The 16269-nt window shown below is 67.2% G+C and carries 15 protein-coding genes; 6 read left to right on the plus strand and 9 right to left on the minus strand.

The window, feature by feature from the left end:
- Nucleotides 1-121: 121 nt before the first annotated feature.
- The 5 genes from tldD to ACYVH8_RS06380 are packed head-to-tail and all read right to left on the minus strand — an operon-like array spanning nucleotide 122 to nucleotide 6301.
- Nucleotides 122-1582, minus strand: coding sequence for a metalloprotease TldD (tldD, locus tag ACYVH8_RS06360; RefSeq protein WP_460488038.1), 1461 nt, complete (start codon nucleotides 1580-1582; stop codon nucleotides 122-124).
- A 43-nt stretch (nucleotides 1583-1625) separates the two neighbouring features.
- Nucleotides 1626-2516, minus strand: a complete 891-nt coding sequence (locus ACYVH8_RS06365; RefSeq protein WP_460488039.1) for an NAD(P)-dependent oxidoreductase — start codon at nucleotides 2514-2516, stop codon at nucleotides 1626-1628.
- Between the two features lie 58 nt (nucleotides 2517-2574).
- On the minus strand, nucleotides 2575-3729 hold the full coding sequence (gene rodA, locus ACYVH8_RS06370; protein ID WP_460488040.1) for a rod shape-determining protein RodA: 1155 nt from the start codon (nucleotides 3727-3729) through the stop codon (nucleotides 2575-2577).
- Between the two features lie 43 nt (nucleotides 3730-3772).
- The gene (locus ACYVH8_RS06375; RefSeq protein WP_460488041.1) at nucleotides 3773-5599 is read right to left on the minus strand and encodes a sensor histidine kinase; all 1827 of its coding nucleotides are present in this window, start codon (nucleotides 5597-5599) and stop codon (nucleotides 3773-3775) included.
- A gap of 3 nt (nucleotides 5600-5602) precedes the next feature.
- On the minus strand, nucleotides 5603-6301 hold the full coding sequence (locus ACYVH8_RS06380) for a response regulator (RefSeq protein WP_460488042.1): 699 nt from the start codon (nucleotides 6299-6301) through the stop codon (nucleotides 5603-5605).
- A gap of 139 nt (nucleotides 6302-6440) precedes the next feature.
- Between ACYVH8_RS06380 and ACYVH8_RS06385 the strand changes: the two genes are divergently transcribed.
- The 5 genes from ACYVH8_RS06385 (at nucleotide 6441) to ruvC (ending at nucleotide 11779) form a co-directional block, all read left to right on the plus strand.
- Nucleotides 6441-7028 carry a YqiA/YcfP family alpha/beta fold hydrolase gene (locus ACYVH8_RS06385; RefSeq protein ID WP_460488043.1) on the plus strand — a complete coding sequence of 196 codons (588 nt, stop codon included), beginning with the start codon at nucleotides 6441-6443 and terminating at the stop codon, nucleotides 7026-7028.
- 41 nt (nucleotides 7029-7069) lie between these two features.
- Nucleotides 7070-9121, plus strand: a complete 2052-nt coding sequence (locus ACYVH8_RS06390) for a ribonuclease catalytic domain-containing protein (protein WP_460488044.1) — start codon at nucleotides 7070-7072, stop codon at nucleotides 9119-9121.
- Nucleotides 9122-9397: 276 nt separating this feature from the next.
- Entirely contained in the window at nucleotides 9398-10255 is an 858-nt protein-coding gene (locus ACYVH8_RS06395; protein ID WP_460488045.1) for an energy transducer TonB, read from the plus strand.
- A gap of 247 nt (nucleotides 10256-10502) precedes the next feature.
- The gene (gene mtgA / locus ACYVH8_RS06400; protein WP_460488046.1) at nucleotides 10503-11234 is read left to right on the plus strand and encodes a monofunctional biosynthetic peptidoglycan transglycosylase; all 732 of its coding nucleotides are present in this window, start codon (nucleotides 10503-10505) and stop codon (nucleotides 11232-11234) included.
- Nucleotides 11231-11779 (plus strand): crossover junction endodeoxyribonuclease RuvC, encoded by a 549-nt coding sequence (ruvC, locus tag ACYVH8_RS06405; RefSeq protein WP_460488047.1) that lies wholly within the window; start codon nucleotides 11231-11233, stop codon nucleotides 11777-11779. The genes mtgA and ruvC overlap by 4 nt, the downstream gene beginning before the upstream one ends.
- A gap of 12 nt (nucleotides 11780-11791) precedes the next feature.
- Here ruvC and ACYVH8_RS06410 read toward each other — a convergent pair whose 3' ends face one another.
- Both ACYVH8_RS06410 and ACYVH8_RS06415 read right to left on the minus strand, forming a co-directional pair.
- Complete coding sequence (locus ACYVH8_RS06410) at nucleotides 11792-13660, minus strand: YhgE/Pip family protein (protein WP_460488048.1); 1869 nt, start codon at nucleotides 13658-13660, stop codon at nucleotides 11792-11794.
- 52 nt (nucleotides 13661-13712) lie between these two features.
- Nucleotides 13713-14726 (minus strand): extracellular catalytic domain type 1 short-chain-length polyhydroxyalkanoate depolymerase, encoded by a 1014-nt coding sequence (locus tag ACYVH8_RS06415; protein WP_460488049.1) that lies wholly within the window; start codon nucleotides 14724-14726, stop codon nucleotides 13713-13715.
- A gap of 99 nt (nucleotides 14727-14825) precedes the next feature.
- Between ACYVH8_RS06415 and ACYVH8_RS06420 the strand changes: the two genes are divergently transcribed.
- Nucleotides 14826-15143 carry a hypothetical protein gene (locus ACYVH8_RS06420; RefSeq protein ID WP_460488050.1) on the plus strand — a complete coding sequence of 106 codons (318 nt, stop codon included), beginning with the start codon at nucleotides 14826-14828 and terminating at the stop codon, nucleotides 15141-15143.
- 9 nt (nucleotides 15144-15152) lie between these two features.
- Here ACYVH8_RS06420 and ACYVH8_RS06425 read toward each other — a convergent pair whose 3' ends face one another.
- Both ACYVH8_RS06425 and lpxC read right to left on the minus strand, forming a co-directional pair.
- On the minus strand, nucleotides 15153-15329 hold the full coding sequence (locus ACYVH8_RS06425; protein ID WP_460488051.1) for a hypothetical protein: 177 nt from the start codon (nucleotides 15327-15329) through the stop codon (nucleotides 15153-15155).
- Between the two features lie 16 nt (nucleotides 15330-15345).
- The gene (lpxC, locus tag ACYVH8_RS06430) at nucleotides 15346-16269 is read right to left on the minus strand and encodes a UDP-3-O-acyl-N-acetylglucosamine deacetylase (RefSeq protein WP_460488052.1); all 924 of its coding nucleotides are present in this window, start codon (nucleotides 16267-16269) and stop codon (nucleotides 15346-15348) included.

A 16269-nucleotide genomic window follows, 5' to 3' on the forward strand; every position in this document is an offset into this window, starting at 1 on the left:
GTTCAGAACTCTCTCTCGCCGGCGGCGTGTGAGAACCAAAAGTAGCTAAAAAAGTAGGAACGGGTCGAAACCATGGATTCAATATAGCACAGAAAATAAGGGGGCGAACCGCGCCCGGCCTTCAAGCCGTGCCGCCGACCGTGAGGCCGTCGATGCGCAGGGTGGGCTGGCCCACGCCGACCGGCACGCTCTGGCCTTCCTTGCCGCAGGTGCCCACGCCGCTGTCGAGCTTCATGTCGTTGCCGATCATGGTGACGCGGGTCAGGGCATCGGGGCCATTGCCCACCAGGGTGGCGCCCTTGACCGGGTACAGGATCTTGCCGTTCTCGACCCAGTAGGCCTCACTGGCCGAGAACACGAACTTGCCCGAGGTGATGTCCACCTGGCCACCGCCGAAGTTGGGCGCGTACAGGCCGCGTTCGATGCTGGCCACGATCTCCTCGGGCGCCCTGTCACCACCCAGCATATAGGTGTTGGTCATGCGCGGCATGGGAATGTGGGCGTAACTCTCACGCCGGCCATTGCCGGTGGGACCGGTCTTCATCAGGCGCGCGTTCAGGGAATCCTGGATATAGCCCTTGAGGATGCCGTCCTCGATCAGCACATTGCGCTGGGTCGGGTTGCCTTCGTCGTCCACGTTGAGCGAACCACGGCGGTCGGCAATGGTGCCGTCGTCCAGCACGGTCACGCCCTTGGCCGCCACCCGCTGGCCGATGCGCCCGGCAAAGGCGCTGGAGCCCTTGCGGTTGAAGTCCCCCTCCAGGCCATGGCCGATGGCCTCGTGCAGCAGCACGCCAGGCCAGCCCGGGCCCAGCACCACGGTCATGTCACCGGCCGGAGCGGGACGCGACTCGAGGTTGGTCAGCGCCGCGTTGACCGCCTCGTTCACGTACTGATGGATCATGGCCTCGTCGAAATAGGCCAGGCCGAAACGGCCGCCCCCGCCCGAAGAACCCATCTCGCGCCGGCCGCTCTGCTCGGCGATCACCGTCACGGAGAGGCGCACCAGGGGGCGCACATCGGCGGCCAACGTGCCGTCGGCGCGGGCCACCAGCACCACGTCGTATTCACCAGCCAGACCGGCCATGACCTGCGCCACGCGCGGGTCCTTGGCACGCGCCAGTTTCTCCACCTTTTCCAGCAGGGCCACCTTGGCCGAGCTGTCCAGGGTGGCGATGGGGTCCGTGCCCGGGTAGAGCGAGCGCGAACCGGCAATCTTCTGCGCCGCCGCCTTCACGCGGGCCGACTGGCCGGCGTTGGCGATGGTGCGCACGGTCCGGGCCGCGTCGAGCAGGGATGCCTCGGAAATGTCATCGGAGTAAGCGAAAGCGGTCTTCTCGCCGCTGACGGCGCGCACGCCCACGCCCTGGTCGATGGAAAAGGAACCGGTCTTGACGATGCCTTCCTCCAGGCTCCAGCCCTCGCTGCGTGTGTACTGGAAGTAAAGGTCGGCGTCGTCCACCTTGTGCGCGCGGATCTCGGACAGGGCGCGCAGCAGGTGCGACTCGTCCAGACCGAAGGGTGTCAGCAGGAGTTCGCGGGCGATCGCCAGGCGTTCGAGGGTGGGTTCGCGTGAAATCATGGGCCCATTGTAGGACGGGCCCTTGTCCGTTGCTGCCCAGGGGCTAGGTTTGGTCTTCCAGCCAGCGCAGCAGGGCGGCATCGTCCAGATCGGCCAGACCGGCCGCGCTGGCCCGGGCAAAAACCCGGGCCGCCGCGGCGCCCAGCGGGCCGCTGAACCCCGCCGCCTGCGCAGCCTGCACGGCCAGGCGCGTGTCCTTCTCCAGCAGGGTCATGTGGGCGCGCGGCGCAACGTCGCCGATGATGGCCCGGCGCATGCGGTCCGAGCCTATCCAGCTCTGGCCACTGGACTGCTCGATCACGTCCAGCGTGCGCCCCAGGTCCAGCCCCATGGCGCGCGCCATGGCCAGCACCTCGGCGGCCCCCACCAGGTTGATGCCGGCGGCCAGGTTGTTGACCAGCTTGGTGCGCGCGCCGTCGCCCACCCGTGCGCTGATGCGGAAGATGCGCGAGGACAGCGCCGCCAGCAGGGCCTCGAAACGCGCCACCAGCTCGTCGGGGCCCGCCAGCATCAGGCTCATGCTGCCGTCGCGCGCCCGGGCCGGGCCACCCGACATGGGCGCGTCCAGCACTTCGATGCCATGCCGGGCCAGGCGCCCGGCCAGGGCTTCGGTGTCTTGCGGGGCAATGGTCGGGCACAGCATCACCATGCTGCCCGGTGGCATGGCCCCGGCCAGGCCCTGAGGACCGAACAGCACCTGCTCGCACTGCGCGGCGTCGACCACGCAGACCATCACCGCCGCGCAGCCCAAGGCGGCCTGCGCCGGGCTGGCATGGGTCGTGGCGCCAGCGGAAAGCAGCGCCGCATGTTTCCGGGAATCGATGTCGTGCACCCGCACCGGCCAGCCCTGGGCCAGCAGACGCGCCGCCATGGCGCCGCCCATATTGCCGACGCCCACCAGGGCCACAGGGTAGGGCGCCGGCAGCGGCGTCACTGAAATACCTCCGTGCTGTGCACTGCGGTGCGAGCGCCTGCTGGCGGCCGGGCGGCGCTCATGACTGGATCAGGCGCTTGGACTTGGCGATGGACATCAGCATGCCCAGCCCCAGGCCCAGGGTCACCATGGCGGTGCCGCCGTAGCTGATGAAAGGCAGGGGAACACCCACCACGGGCAGGATGCCGCTGACCATGCCCATGTTGACGAAGGCGTAGGTGAAGAAGATGGTGGTGATGGCGCCGGCCAGCAGGCGCGCGAACAGCGTGGGCGCCTCCAGCGCGATGGCCAGGCTGCGCAGCACCAGGAAGAGAAAAGCCCCCAGCAGGATCAGATTGCCCAGCAGGCCGAATTCCTCGGAGTAGGCGGCGAAGATGAAATCGGTGGTGCGCTCGGGAATGAACTCCAGGTGGGTCTGCGTTCCCTGCATGAACCCCTTGCCCAGCACGCCGCCCGAGCCGATGGCGATCATGCCCTGGATGATGTGGAAGCCCTTGCCCAGCGGGTCGCGCCAGGGGTCGAGCAGGGTGCAGATGCGCTGCTGCTGGTAGTCGTGCAGCAAGGGCCAGCGCACCCCCGAAGCGCACAGATCGGATTCGAAGACGATCAGCAGCAGCACGGCGAGCAGCCCCAGCAACACCGGGGGCACGATCAGTTTCCAGCTCAGGCCGGCGAAGAAGATCACAGAGATACCGGCGGCCAGCACCAGCAGGGCGGTGCCCAGGTCCGGCTGCTTGACGATCAGGCCGATCGGCACCAGCAGCAGGATGCCGGCCACCAGGAAGTCCAGCGGCCGCAGCTGGCCCTCGCGCTTCTGGAACCACCACGCCAGCATCAGCGGCACGGCGATCTTGAGAATCTCGCTGGGCTGGATCACCACGCCCACGTTGATCCAGCGTTTGGCGCCCTTCTTGGTGATGCCGAAGATCGCCACGGCGATCAGCAGGGTCACGCCCAGCACATACAGGGGCACGGCAAAACTCATGAGCCGCTGGGGCGGCACCTGGGCCACGATGAACATGATGGCGCCGGCGATCAGCATATTGCGGCCGTGGTCGATGAAACGCGTGCCGTGGTCGTAGCCTGAGGAGTACATGGTCAGCAAGCCGACACCGGCCAGCATGAAGACGACAAAAGCCAGAGGCCCGTCGAAACCCTGGAACCAGGGCAAAACACGCTGCAACAGGGTGGGGCGTTCAAAGATGACCGGCATGGCGCGCATTATCCCGCCATTGAGGGGGAACGGACCGGAGGCCCTAAACGATCAGGATTTCCACCACCGTGCGACCCGGCTCGCTGCTGACCTCCAGCACCACCCCGATGGCGGCGGCGCGTTCGCGCAGCGAGGCCAGGCCCTTGCGCTGCACCTGCTCGGGGGAAAAACCGCGGCCGTTGTCGATCACACGCAGCCGGGCGCCCCCATCGGGACAGGCGCGCAGCTCGATGCGCAGCTCGCTGGCCTGGGCGTGCTGCAGCACATTCGACAGGGCCTCGAAGACCATGAACTGCAGCTGGCGCATGGCCTTGCCGTCCAGGCGCGCCAGCGGCGGCAGCAGGTCCACCTCCCAGGCCAGGGCGATGTCCGAGGCCTTGAAACGCGGCTCGAGCCGGTAACGCAGATTGGCCAGCAGGGTGGTGAGATCCCCCGGGGGCAGGTTCATGGCGTCGATGGACAGCTTGAGCTGGTCCAGCGAATCACGCAGGGTCTGCAACAGATCCTCGTCGGTCGCCTTGCCCGACTGCAGCTGGCGGATGGCCGCGCTGATGTGCGAGCCCACGCCGTCGTGCATGTCGCGCAGGATGCGCGTGCGCTCGGCCGCGCGCTCCTGCTCGCGCGCCAGCTGTTCGAGTTGCCGGTAGCTGCTGGCCAGCGCCTGCTCCTTCTCCCGGACCTTGGCCGCCATGTTGTCCATCAGGTCACGCGCCTGGGTGCTGGCTTCGCGAAAGCGCGTGATCACGATGTATCCCAGCGCCAGTCCGAACAGCACCGAGGAATAGCGCATCCAGGAGATCTCGGCAAAGTTGCTGCCGGCACGGATCACGATCCAGTCGCGGAAACCCACCAGCACATTGAACACGCCGGCGGTAGCCACCAGCACGTGCTCGGTGGTCGGCTTGCGCACCGAGCCCCAGAAATAGACCGCGGCATAACCGATGAAGAGAAAGGTGGCAAAGCCGTACCAGCCGGTCAGGTACACGTCGCTGTGCCGGGTATAGGCCAGCCAGGCGGCCGGTGCCGCCGTCAGCATCAAGGCCCACACCACGGCACGCACCCAGCGCATGGAGGCGTGCCGATGCCAGCCCGCCACATAGTGGCAGAACAGGGCGGAGCCGCAGAACCAGCCGGCATAGGCCAGGGCCTGCAGCACGCCCCAGCCCGGCCAGGCCAGCGGCGGGTCGGTCAGGGCCGTGTCGGACAGGCGCAGCATCCAGCACATCTCGGCCACGCCGGCGCTCAGATACAAGCCCACGCGCCGAGGCTGCCCACCCGGTGCGGACTCGACCTGTGTCACCCAGAGCAGCAACGCAATGACGCCCACCATCAGGCTGAAGACAGACACCGCAATGGAACCATTGACCAGCCAGCGGTAGATCAGGTGGTAATGCTCGCGCACCTCGACCTCAGGGCCCACCAGCATGCTGGAGAGCCCGCCGCGCCGTCCGCCGTCCGCGTGCACGATGATGCGGAACAGGTTGTCGCGCTGCAGCAGCTGGGCCGGGATCAGCACGTACTGCGGGGCCTTGGCATAGTCTTCACGGTTGGAACGGTCCAGGTCACCGAAACGCGAGAGCAGCACGCCGTTGAGCCAGATTTCGGCGCGGTTACCCAGGCGCGAGAAATACACCGCATAAGGCTCGGCCGGCAATTGGGGCAGCAGCAGGGGGATTTCAAACACGGCGACCCCGGGCTGCCCACCGTGCTGGCGGTCCCAGTTGTAGGGCAGACTGGCTTCTCGCTCCACCATGTCGCCATCGACCACGGTGCTCACGTGTGCGCGACGCAACTCCAGCAACTCCGCCTGAGCCAGGGGCAGCAGACCCCACAGCAGCAGTGACAGCCCCAAGGCGCGCAACATCCCCATGCCTCAGACCCTCGGTGGCAGCAGGCCCAGACGCGAAGCCTCGAAGACCGCCTCGTTCTTGGAATGCACGGACAGCTTGGAGTACAGGTTCTTGATGTGGGTCTGCACCGTGTGCACGCTGACCGACTGCAGGCGCGCGATCTCGGCATAGGAGAAACCACGCGCGATCAACATCAGCACCTCGTGCTCTCGCGGCGACAGCAACGGGCCCTCGGCCGAGGGTTTGGGCGCCACCGGTTCCGGCGCGGCCGCAGCCTCGCCCGGACGCGCGCGGCTGGCGTACTTGGACAGCACCTTGCGCGCGATCATGGGCGAGATGGGCGAGGCCCCGTCCTTCATCTCCAGAATGGTCTGCGCGATGTCGTCCGGCGCGGAGTCCTTGTGGATATAACCCAGGGCGCCGGCTTCGATGCTGGCCAGCACATTGTCTTCGTCACCAAAGAGGGAGATCACCAGCGGCTCGCAGCGCGGATGCAGGCGCGTGGCGTGGCGTATGACCTCCAGCCCGCTGCCGTCAGGCAGGCCCAGATCGGTCAGCAGCACATCGACCATATTGGCATCGTTGTCCAGCCAGGCCCGCGCCTCGGCCACCGAGCCCACGGCCCCCACCAGCTGCAGACCCGCGCAGCGCGAGACGCTGGCGGCGAAAAAATCCCGCATCTGCGCATCGTCTTCCACCACCAGTACACGCCACACTTGCATAGTCCGCCGATCTCTTCACTCTCAGTACGTACGGTCAGAGCATAGCCGCTACACCCCCCCCTGCCCACGCCGACGCCTCCCATGAACATGGGAGGCGTCCTTCCCTTTACGATCTCTCGTGACTTATTCACAGCGCCCCATGCCCACCACCCACCTTCTCTATCTGCACGGTTTCCGCTCCTCGCCCCGTTCGACGAAAGCACAACTGGTGCAAGAGCGTGTCGCACAGCAGCACCCGGGCGTCACACTCTGGTGTCCACAGCTGCCGCCCTCGCCACATCAGGCCATGGACGAGGTGATGCGGGGCATTGCGGCCTGGCCCCACGCGCGCATGGCCGTCATGGGTTCCTCACTGGGCGGTTATTACGCGACCTGGATCGCCGAGCAGACGGGCTGCCCTGCCGTGCTGCTCAACCCGGCCGTGTTTGCGGCCCGCGACCTGGCGACCCAGGTGGGCGTGCACCCGAACTGGCACGAGCCGCAGGAGAGCTTCGAGTTCAGGGCCGACTACGTCGACGAACTGCGTGCCCTGGCCGTATCCGCCATCACGCGCCCCGACCGTTATTACGCCCTGATCGCCAAGGGCGACGAGGTGCTGGACTGGCGGGAAATGAGCGCCCACTACCCGGGCGCGCACGGGCGCCTGCTCGAAGGCAGCGACCACGCGATCAGCGAGTTTGCGGCTTATCTCGACGAGGTGCTGGCCTTCCTCGATCTGGGTGCCTGAGGGAACCAAGCGTTCACGGTCGGCATGGGACAATCCAGGTTATGTTTGCATTGTTCGATGAAGCCGGCAAATTCCTCGCCGGGCGCATTCTGTCCGAGGCCGAGGCTTCGCTCCAGGTGGAGCTGGAATCCGGCAAGCGGATCAAGGTGAAAACCGCCAACGTCCTGCTCAAGTTCGAGAAACCCGCTCCCGCCGATCTGCTGGGCGCGGCCCAGGCCCTGAGCGAGTCCATCGAGCTGGACCTGGCCTGGGAGTTCGCCCCCGAAGACGATTTCAGTTTTACCGAGCTGGCCGCCGTCTACTTCCAGGACCCGCCCACGCTGCCGCAGCAGGCCGGCACCCTGCTGCGCCTGCACGAGGCGCCGCACTACTTCCGCCGTGCCGGCAAGGGCCGTTACAAGAAGGCCCCGGCCGAGATCATCCAGCAGGCCCTGGCCGCCATCGAGAAAAAGCGCCTGCTGCAGATCCAGATCACCGAGTGGGCACAGGCCCTGGGCCAGGGCCTGTGCCCGCAGCCCATCCGCGAGCAGCTCTACAAGATCCTGTTCAAACCCGACAAGAACGCCCCGGAGTACAAGGCCGTGGTCGAGGCCTCGCGCGCCACCCACCTGGCGCCGCTGGACCTGCTGCAAAAAGCCGGCGCCATCGATTCGCCCTACCAGTTCCACTGGCGTCGTTTCCTGTTCGAGAACTTCCCCAAGGGTCATGGTTTCCCGGCGCTGAACGCGCCCGAGATCAAGGACGACCTGCCCGTGGCCACGGCACAGGCCTACTCCATCGACGATTCGGCCACCACCGAGATCGACGACGCGCTTTCGGTGCAGGGCCTGGGCACGGGCACGGTCACGGTCGGCATCCACATCGCCGCCCCGGGCCTGGCCGTGCAGCGCGGCGATGCGATCGACAACGTGAGCCGCGCGCGTCTGTCCACGGTCTACATGCCGGGCTACAAGCTCACCATGCTGCCCGACGAGGTGGTGCAGCGCTACACCCTGCAGGAAGGGCGCGCCTGCCCCGCCGTCTCGCTCTACGTGGCCTTCAAGGAGGACACGCTGGAACGGCTGGGCCACGAGACCAAGCTGGAGCGTGTGCCCATCGCGCACAACCTGCGGCATGACAAGCTGGACCACGTGGTGACGGCCGGGTGGCTGACGGACCCGGCTTTCGCCCATGCACAAGCTGAACCCGCGCCGCTCACTCCGACCCTGCGCACCGAGCTGGCCTTCCTGTTCCGCCTGGCCCGGCACCTGAAAGCCCAGCGTGAAGTCGTACGCGGCAAACCCGAGACCTTCAACCGGCCCGACTACACCTTCAAGCTCGTGGGCAACGACGGCGCCGAACCGGCCGGCAACGAAGAGGTTCGGATCGGCACGCGCAGCCGCGGCGCCCCGCTGGACCTGATGGTGGCCGAAGCCATGATCCTGGCCAACAGCAGCTGGGGCCAATGGCTGGCCGAACTCGGCGTGCCGGGCATCTACCGCAGCCAGGCCAGCCTGGCGCCGGGTGTGAAAGTACGCATGGGCACCAAGGCCCTGCCGCACGCGGGCATCGGTGTGAAAAGTTACGCCTGGAGCACCTCGCCCCTGCGCCGTTACACCGACCTCGTGAACCAGTGGCAGATCATCGCCTGCGCACGCCATGGCCGCACGGCCGCGCTGGCGGCCCCCTTCAAACCCAAGGATGCCGAGCTCTTTGCCATCATCTCGGGTTTCGATGCCGCCTACAGCGAGTACAACGGCTACCAGGCCACCATCGAACGCTACTGGACACTCAAATACCTGCAGCAGCGGGGCATCACGGAACTCGAAGCCACGGTGTTCAAGGACAACCTGGCGCGCGCCGACACCCTGCCCCTGGTGCTGCCGGTGCTGGGCGCCCAGGGCCTGCCGCGCGGCGCGCGCGTGCGCGTGCGGCTGGGCGCCATCGACGAGGTGGCGCTGGACGTCAGCGGCACGGTGCTGGAGCGGCTCGATGCCGACGCAGCACCCGTGGAAGAAGACGATGCGGAAGATGGCGAAGCCCTGGCCGCCGGCCCCATTGCCATCGCGGTCGACGTCAACGAACCTGCCGAGGCGGCGGGCGGAGATAATTAGGGCCTGCTCACACTGATTTCTCAAGATGCGTTGCGGATCAAAAAAGTCATGCGATAGGCGCGTGGACGCCGCCGGGGTAATCCCCCGGCCACAGTCCGCGCAACACCCCGCATGGCTTTTTTGGCCGCAACCCGTAGGGAACGTGGTTAAAACAGCGCCAATCGTTGTTGCACTCCTAGCCCGGGCGGCCAGCCTGGGCGTCGTCGCGCGCCTAGATTGGCGCTGTTTCAACCCCGTTCGCATTTGAGAAATCAGTGTGAGCAGGCCCTTAACCTCGTGAAACTGCGCAGGTTCAGCACTCTCGAATACGCCCTCGGCATCTCGGTTGCCGTGCATGCGGTGCTGCTGACCGTGCGTTTCGTCGATCCCGAGGCGATCGAGCGTGCCTTCCGCGACACGCCGCTGGAAGTCATCCTGGTCAATGCGCGCGGCACCAGCCGCCCGGACAAGGCCCGGGCCATCGCTCAGGCCAGCCTGGCCGGCGGCGGCGAAGCCGAACGTGGCCGCGCCACCAGCCCCCTGCCCTCGACCCAGATCTCCGACAGCGGCGACACGCTGGAAGAAGAATCCCGCAAGAGGGTGCAACAGTTGCAGAAGCAGCAGACCATGCTGCTGGCCCAGGTGCGTCAGCAGCTCGCCGCCCTGCCCCTGCCCGACCCCAAACAGGCCAGGCTCAGTCCCGATCAGGCTGCGCAGGAAGAAAAGCGCCGCCTGCTGCTCAGGCAGCTGGCCGAGATCGAGCGCCGCATCAAGCAGGACAGCCAGAAGCCGCGCAAGCGCTACATCGGCCCCTCCACACGCGAGGAGGCCTATGCCATCTACTACGACCGCCTGCGCCGCGCCATCGAGGACAAGGGCACGGAAAACTTCCCCGCCTCGGGCGGCAGAAAACTCTATGGTGAACTGACCATGGTGGTGACCGTGGACCGCCAGGGCCTGGTGGTCTCCACCGAAATCGCCGAGAGCTCGGGCAACCGTGTGCTGGACCGCCGCGCCGAGGCCATCGCCCGAGCCGCAGCGCCCTTCGGCCGCTTCACCCGGAGCATGCGCAAGGAGGCCGACCAGATCGTGGTGGTTTCGCGTTTCAAGTTCTCGCGCAACGAAACCCTGGAAACGCGCATCAGCGCGCCCTGACGACCGAGCCTAGAAACAGCAGTCGACCGCTTACTTTCCGCAGGAATAACCCATGAGCATTGATTTTTCTCGCCACGAAGACGCTCACCTGTTGGCTCAAAGCGCTACGCACCCGATGGAGCCGCCCTGGGGCGTGCTGGGCGCGTTGCTCCTCCTTGCGGGCACTGGCCGGCTGCGTCGTCGCGCCTTCCCATCCCACCCCATGACGACCCACTCGGGCGCGTCCAACTGCCGCTTCTAGGCTGATATGAAAGCCCTGCTGCGCTGGTTCGCCCTGCTGCTGCTTGCCCTGCTGGCGCTGCAACTCTTTTTCGTCGCGCGCATCGCGCTCATGGCGGTGACCCATCCGCAGTCCACCACCTTCGAGCGCTCCGAAGCCTGGCGTCTCCTGCAGGAGAAGGACCCGTTGCGCTGGCGCCAGCAGTGGGTCGATTACGACCAGATTTCAGATCACCTCAAACGCGCCGTCATCGCTTCGGAAGACGACAGCTTCGCCTGGCATGAGGGCGTGGACTGGGACGCGATGGAAAAAGCCTGGCAGAAGAACCTGGCCGCCGAGGAACGGGTCACCAAGCTGGCGGCCAACGGTGCGCGTGCCGTGCGCCCGCCCAAGATCGTCGGCGGCTCCACCATCACCCAGCAGTTGGCCAAGAACCTGCTGCTTTCGGGGGAGCGCACCCTGCTGCGCAAGGGCCAGGAGTTCGCGCTGGCCTTCCTGCTGGAGAGGCTGCTGAGCAAACAACGCATCCTTGAGCTCTACCTCAATCACGTCGAGTGGGGCGAGGGTGTCTTCGGCGCCGAGGCCGCCGCCCAGCACTATTTCCGCAAGCCGGCGGCGCGTCTCACTGCCGGCGAGGCCGCGCGCCTGGCCGTCATGCTGCCGCGTCCCCGCTACTACGAGAAGCTGCCCCACTCCTCCTACCTGGCCGATCGCGCCGGCGTCATCAGCGGTCGCCTCTGGCGCGCCGAGCTGCCGTGAGAATCATCGGCATCGACCCCGGCCTGCGCACCACCGGTTTCGGCGTGATCGATGCCGCCGGCCACCAGCTGTCCTACGTGGCCAGCGGCACCATCAGCACCATGCACCTGGCCCAGGGGGCGCTGCCGGCGCGACTGAAAGTGCTGTTCGATGGCATCCACGAGGTGGTGGCGCGCTACCAGCCGCAATCGGCCGCGGTGGAAATCGTCTTCGTCAACGTGAATCCGCAGTCCACCCTGCTGCTGGGCCAGGCGCGCGGCGCCTGCGTCACGGCCCTGGTCACCGCCGACCTGCCGGTGGCCGAGTACACGGCGTTGCAGATGAAGCAGGCCGTGGTGGGCCATGGCCGTGCGCAAAAGGCCCAGGTGCAGGAGATGGTCAGGCGCCTGCTCAAGCTGCCCGGCCTGCCGGGGCCGGATGCGGCCGACGCCCTGGGCATCGCCATCACGCAGGCCCATGCCGGCGCCGCGCTGGCGCAGATCGCCAAGGCTGCGGGGCCCCCACGCAAGGCCGGCGGCAGCTACCGTGACGGACGCAGCCGCTGAAACAGCCGCATCTCAGACTTCGACGGCCGCCCGGTAATCCCGTGCAGGCACCGTCTTCCAGGGACGGACCAGACTGCTGAGCAGCAGCGCGCCCAGGCCGATGAGGACGACATCCAGCCAGACCAGCAGCCAGCCGCTGTCATAGGCGCCGAACAGGCTGGCACGCAAGGCCTTGATGACCCAGGTGAAGGGCAGCCAGTCGTGCACGGCCTGGAAGAAATCGGCCGTCAATTCAATCGGCATCACACCGCCACCGGCCGCCAGCTGCAGGGTCAGCAGCAGAATGACGATGAGCTTGCCCACTTCACCAAAAGCGCGCAGGAGCAGCAGCACCAGGGCCAGAAAGGCCTGGCCGGCCGCCAGCATGATCAGGCTGAAGCTGAAGGGATCGGACACCACCACCCCCAGGCCGAAACACAGCACCAGCACGGTCAGCAGGGTCTGCAGCAGCACCAGCAGGGCCGGCACGGCGTAACGCCCCAGGCTCTTGGCCAGCGCCGGAGCCTGGGCGTGTTCCTCGCTGAGCCTCTGCATATTAAAAAGGTAGACCGACATCACCGCCCCCAGCCACAGGGCCATGGCGATCATATTGGGGGCAAAGGCGCTGCCGTTGTTGGGCACGGGGGCCAGCACCTCCAGCACCGGCTCCACCGAGTCGGCCAGGCCCCGCGCGCTGCCGTCGAGCTTGCCCACGCTGGCCGGCAGGGCCGATTCGACCAGCTCGATGCCGCTGCGCAGCTTGTGCGCAGCACGCACCAGCTCGTCACCGCTGCGCGTGAAGGTCTCCAGCCGGGCGTCTTCCGGCAGTTGCACGGCCAGTGCGCGCAGATTGTCGGCCAGCAGGCCCATGCCTTCGGTCAGGCGGGCCGTGCCTTCCTCGATCCGGGTGGCGCCACGCGCCATCCGCGCGTTGGCGTCCAGTGCCACACCCAGGCCTTCGCTGAGCTGCTTGCCACCCCCCGCCAGTTCACCTGCGCTCTGCGCGATCTTTTCGCCCACGAAGGGCAGGCCGGCCGTTTCTTCCTGCAGTTGCGTGGCGCCGGCTGTCAGGCGGCCCGCGCCGAGCTGCAACTGCTCCAGCCCGGCGCCCATTTCGCGCTGGCGTTGCGCCAGGCGCTGCGTCCCGTTGCGCAGGGCCTTGAGCTCCGCCTCGCCGGGCAGGCGCGGCTCCATGCTGCGTGTGCTGGCCCCCACCTGTCGGAGACCCGCCGCCAGCTGGGCCGCCAGGCCGTTGTAGCGCACCATGCCCTCGCCATAGGTCCTGGCCCCGGTACGCAGCTGGGCCATGCCGGCGCGCAGCATGTCCAGGCTCTTGCCCGAGCCGTCGGCCGAAAGCAGCACCTGTTCCCAGCGTTTTTCATTCAGGGCCTCATTGACCTGGTGGCCAAGTTCGGCGGCGAAGCGCCGTGCGATACCCGCCGCCGCGTAGTTGTTGCCCTCGGACAGGACCACCACCACCTTGCCGCCACCGGGAAGCGTGCCGGGCAGCGCGCTGGCGCTGAAGTCCGGCGGGATGATGACGGCAAACGCCAGGCGGCCCAGCCGCACGCCCTGGCGCGCACCATCGGCGTTGTCCATGGCACGAAAACCGAACTCCCCCGAGCGCATCAGCTCCTGCGCGAGTTCGGCGCCGACATTGCTGGTGCGCCCCTGGTGCACCGAGCCCTGGTCGAGGTTGACGATCCCCACCGGCAGGGTGCTGGTCTTGGCATTCGGATCCCACACGCTGGACAGGTAGATCAGCGCATACGCCGCCGGCACCAGGGCGATGGCCAGCGCGGCCAGGACCAGTCGCGGAAAACGCCGGAACAAGGCCAGGTCGGTGGCCATGACGCGCCAGCTCGACCGGACCAGCTGATGGAGATGCTGTCCTGGGCTCATGGCATCGATTGTGCGGGTTTCGCCCGGGCGCACAAGCGAGTCAGCCCCGTCTTTACCTCGGCTTCACCTGTGTGAAAAAAGCCCGCATCGTCTCGTTGGCCGAGAGCGCCCGCGAGGCCGGCTCCCCGCGCGTCTTCACGGCCCCTGGCCAGGAGTGGCCGCCGCTGTCCGTCACGCAGAGCTGCACCTGCGCACCTTCGCGGCAGGGCGCGTAGACCTCGCACCAGGCGCCGGCCCGGTCCAGCACGCGCTGCGGCGTAGGCTGGCAGCCATTGAACGCCACCCAGCGCGCCACGGTGGCCGGCACCGAGCGGTAGTCCGTCACCTGCGCCTTGTCCACCGATTGCGGGCCGGCGCCGCCCTCGTAGAGCACGTGCCCGTCATTGCGCGCGTGGATGTGCAGCACCGAGACCGGCTGCGCCGGCGCGCAGTTGCGCGTGTTGTCGGTCCCGGCCACGGCCGCAACGGCGCGGACCACGTCGGGCATCTCGCAGGCCAGGCGATAGGCCATCATGGCGCCGTTGGACATGCCGGTCGCGTAGACGCGCTGGCGGTCGATGTTGAGCTGGCGCATGACGCGCTCGATCACGACGCGGATGAAACCGACATCGTCCACCACCTCGTCGCGCGCCGCGCCGCAGCAGTCCCCGGCATTCCAGGTTGCGAACATGCCATTGCGAAAGCGGCTGATGCCGTTGGGGAAGACCAGCACCTGGCCTTCGCGCGCCGCATGGCTGAGCTGGCCATAGTTCTCGTCCCTGGCCATGTAGTCCATGCTGCCGCCCCCGCCATGCAGCGAGACCAGCAGGGGCGCCGGGGTGTCGCTGCGGTAGCCGGGCGGCACGTGCACACGGTACAGGCGCGTGCGCCCCCCGTGCGACAGGCTGTAGCGGTAGTCGCCGGGCGCGGTGATCACGGCATCCGGCGTCGATGACGCCTGGGCCTCACCCGCGGCGCGCGCTTGCCGGCGCTCATGAAAACGCTCGCGTAGCCCCCCGTCCTGGGCTGAAAGAACGCCAGACGCCAGCAGGAGGCACACGAAAATCGGCAGAAAACGGGGTTTCATGGCAATCCTTCACGGCCCAAGGCGCCGCCAGCTTGTCACAAATCGTCACGCAGGCTAAATTGTGGTCATCGCAAAGCGTACAGCACCCAGGACGGTCGCATGCTGAAATTCTTCAAGTCCGCTCCCAAGCCCCCGGCCACACCGGCCCGGGCGGTCGCGGCCGCCAAGCCCTGGCCAGCAGCACCCACCCCTTCGCCGGCACGCGCGGGCACCCCGCCCGTGCCACCGCCCCTGCCTGAAGTGAGCGAGGGCAACCAGGAGTCCGACTGGGCCATGTGGGAGGACTCGGTGGCTTTCCAGGACAGCCAGATGCCCTCCGCCTTCAACGAGCTCGATGCCGTCAAGACACACGACGAGACACCGAAGAAGGGTGGGGGGCCCGATCCCTTCGCCGCAGTCCGCAAACGCGGCTCCTGACGGCCGGCCTCAGGCGATGCGCTGCAGGATCAGGACGGCGAAGAAGCCGAAGGCGGCGATCAGCGTCCACTTCAGCGTGACCAGACCCCAGCGTTTGTAACGCGCCTGACCGGTGCCGGCGTAGAAGGCGAAGCAGACAGCGGCGCCGATCAGCGTGAGGAAGATGAGCCAGCGAAACAGCAGCATCGCAAGACCCTGACACTCACCAGGCGCGCGCTGGTTGTGCGAAACCCTTGGGCGCGAGCTTCTCGTTGTCGAAAGTCACGGTTTCCCAGGCATCGGTTCGCTGCAGCAGTTCGCGCAGCAGCTTGTTGTTGAGCGCGTGGCCCGAACGGAAGGCGCTGTAGGCCGCCAGCAGGGGCTTGCCCAGGATGTAGAGATCGCCCATGGCGTCGAGGATCTTGTGCTTGACGAACTCGTCGTCGTAGCGCAGGCCACCGGCATTGAGCACCTTGTAGTCGTCCATCACGATGGCGTTGTCGAGACCGCCACCCAGGGCCAGGCCGTTGGCGCGCATCATCTCCACGTCCTTGGTGAAGCCGAAGGTGCGCGCGCGCGCGATGTCACGCGAGTAGTTGTGCACACTCATGTCGAACTCGACCCGCTGGCCGGTCGAGTCCACGGCCGGGTGGTCGAAGTCGATCTCGAAGCTGAGCTTGTAGCCGTGGTAGGGGTCCAGACGGGCCCACTTCTGATTGAGGCCCTGGCCCTCGCGGATCTCGATGGGCCTGGTGATACGGATGAAACGGCGCGGCGCGTTCTGCATCTCGATGCCGGCGCTTTGCAGCAGGAAGACGAAGGAGGCGGCCGAGCCATCGAGGATGGGCACCTCTTCGGCCGTGATGTCCACGTACAGGTTGTCCAGCCCCAGACCGGCGCAGGCCGACATCAGGTGCTCCACGGTGTGCACCTTGGCGTCGCCGTTGGACAGGGTGGAGGCCAGGCGCGTGTCGGTCACCGCCATGGCCGACATCGGGATGTCCACCGGCTGCGGCAGGTCCACGCGCCGGAACACGATGCCGGTGTCGACCTGCGCCGGGCGCAGCGTGATTTCCACGCGCTGGCCACTGTGCAGGCCCACGCCCACGGCACGGGTCAGGGACTTGAGGGTGCGTTGCTGCAGCAT

The organism is Curvibacter fontanus (assembly GCF_054780335.1).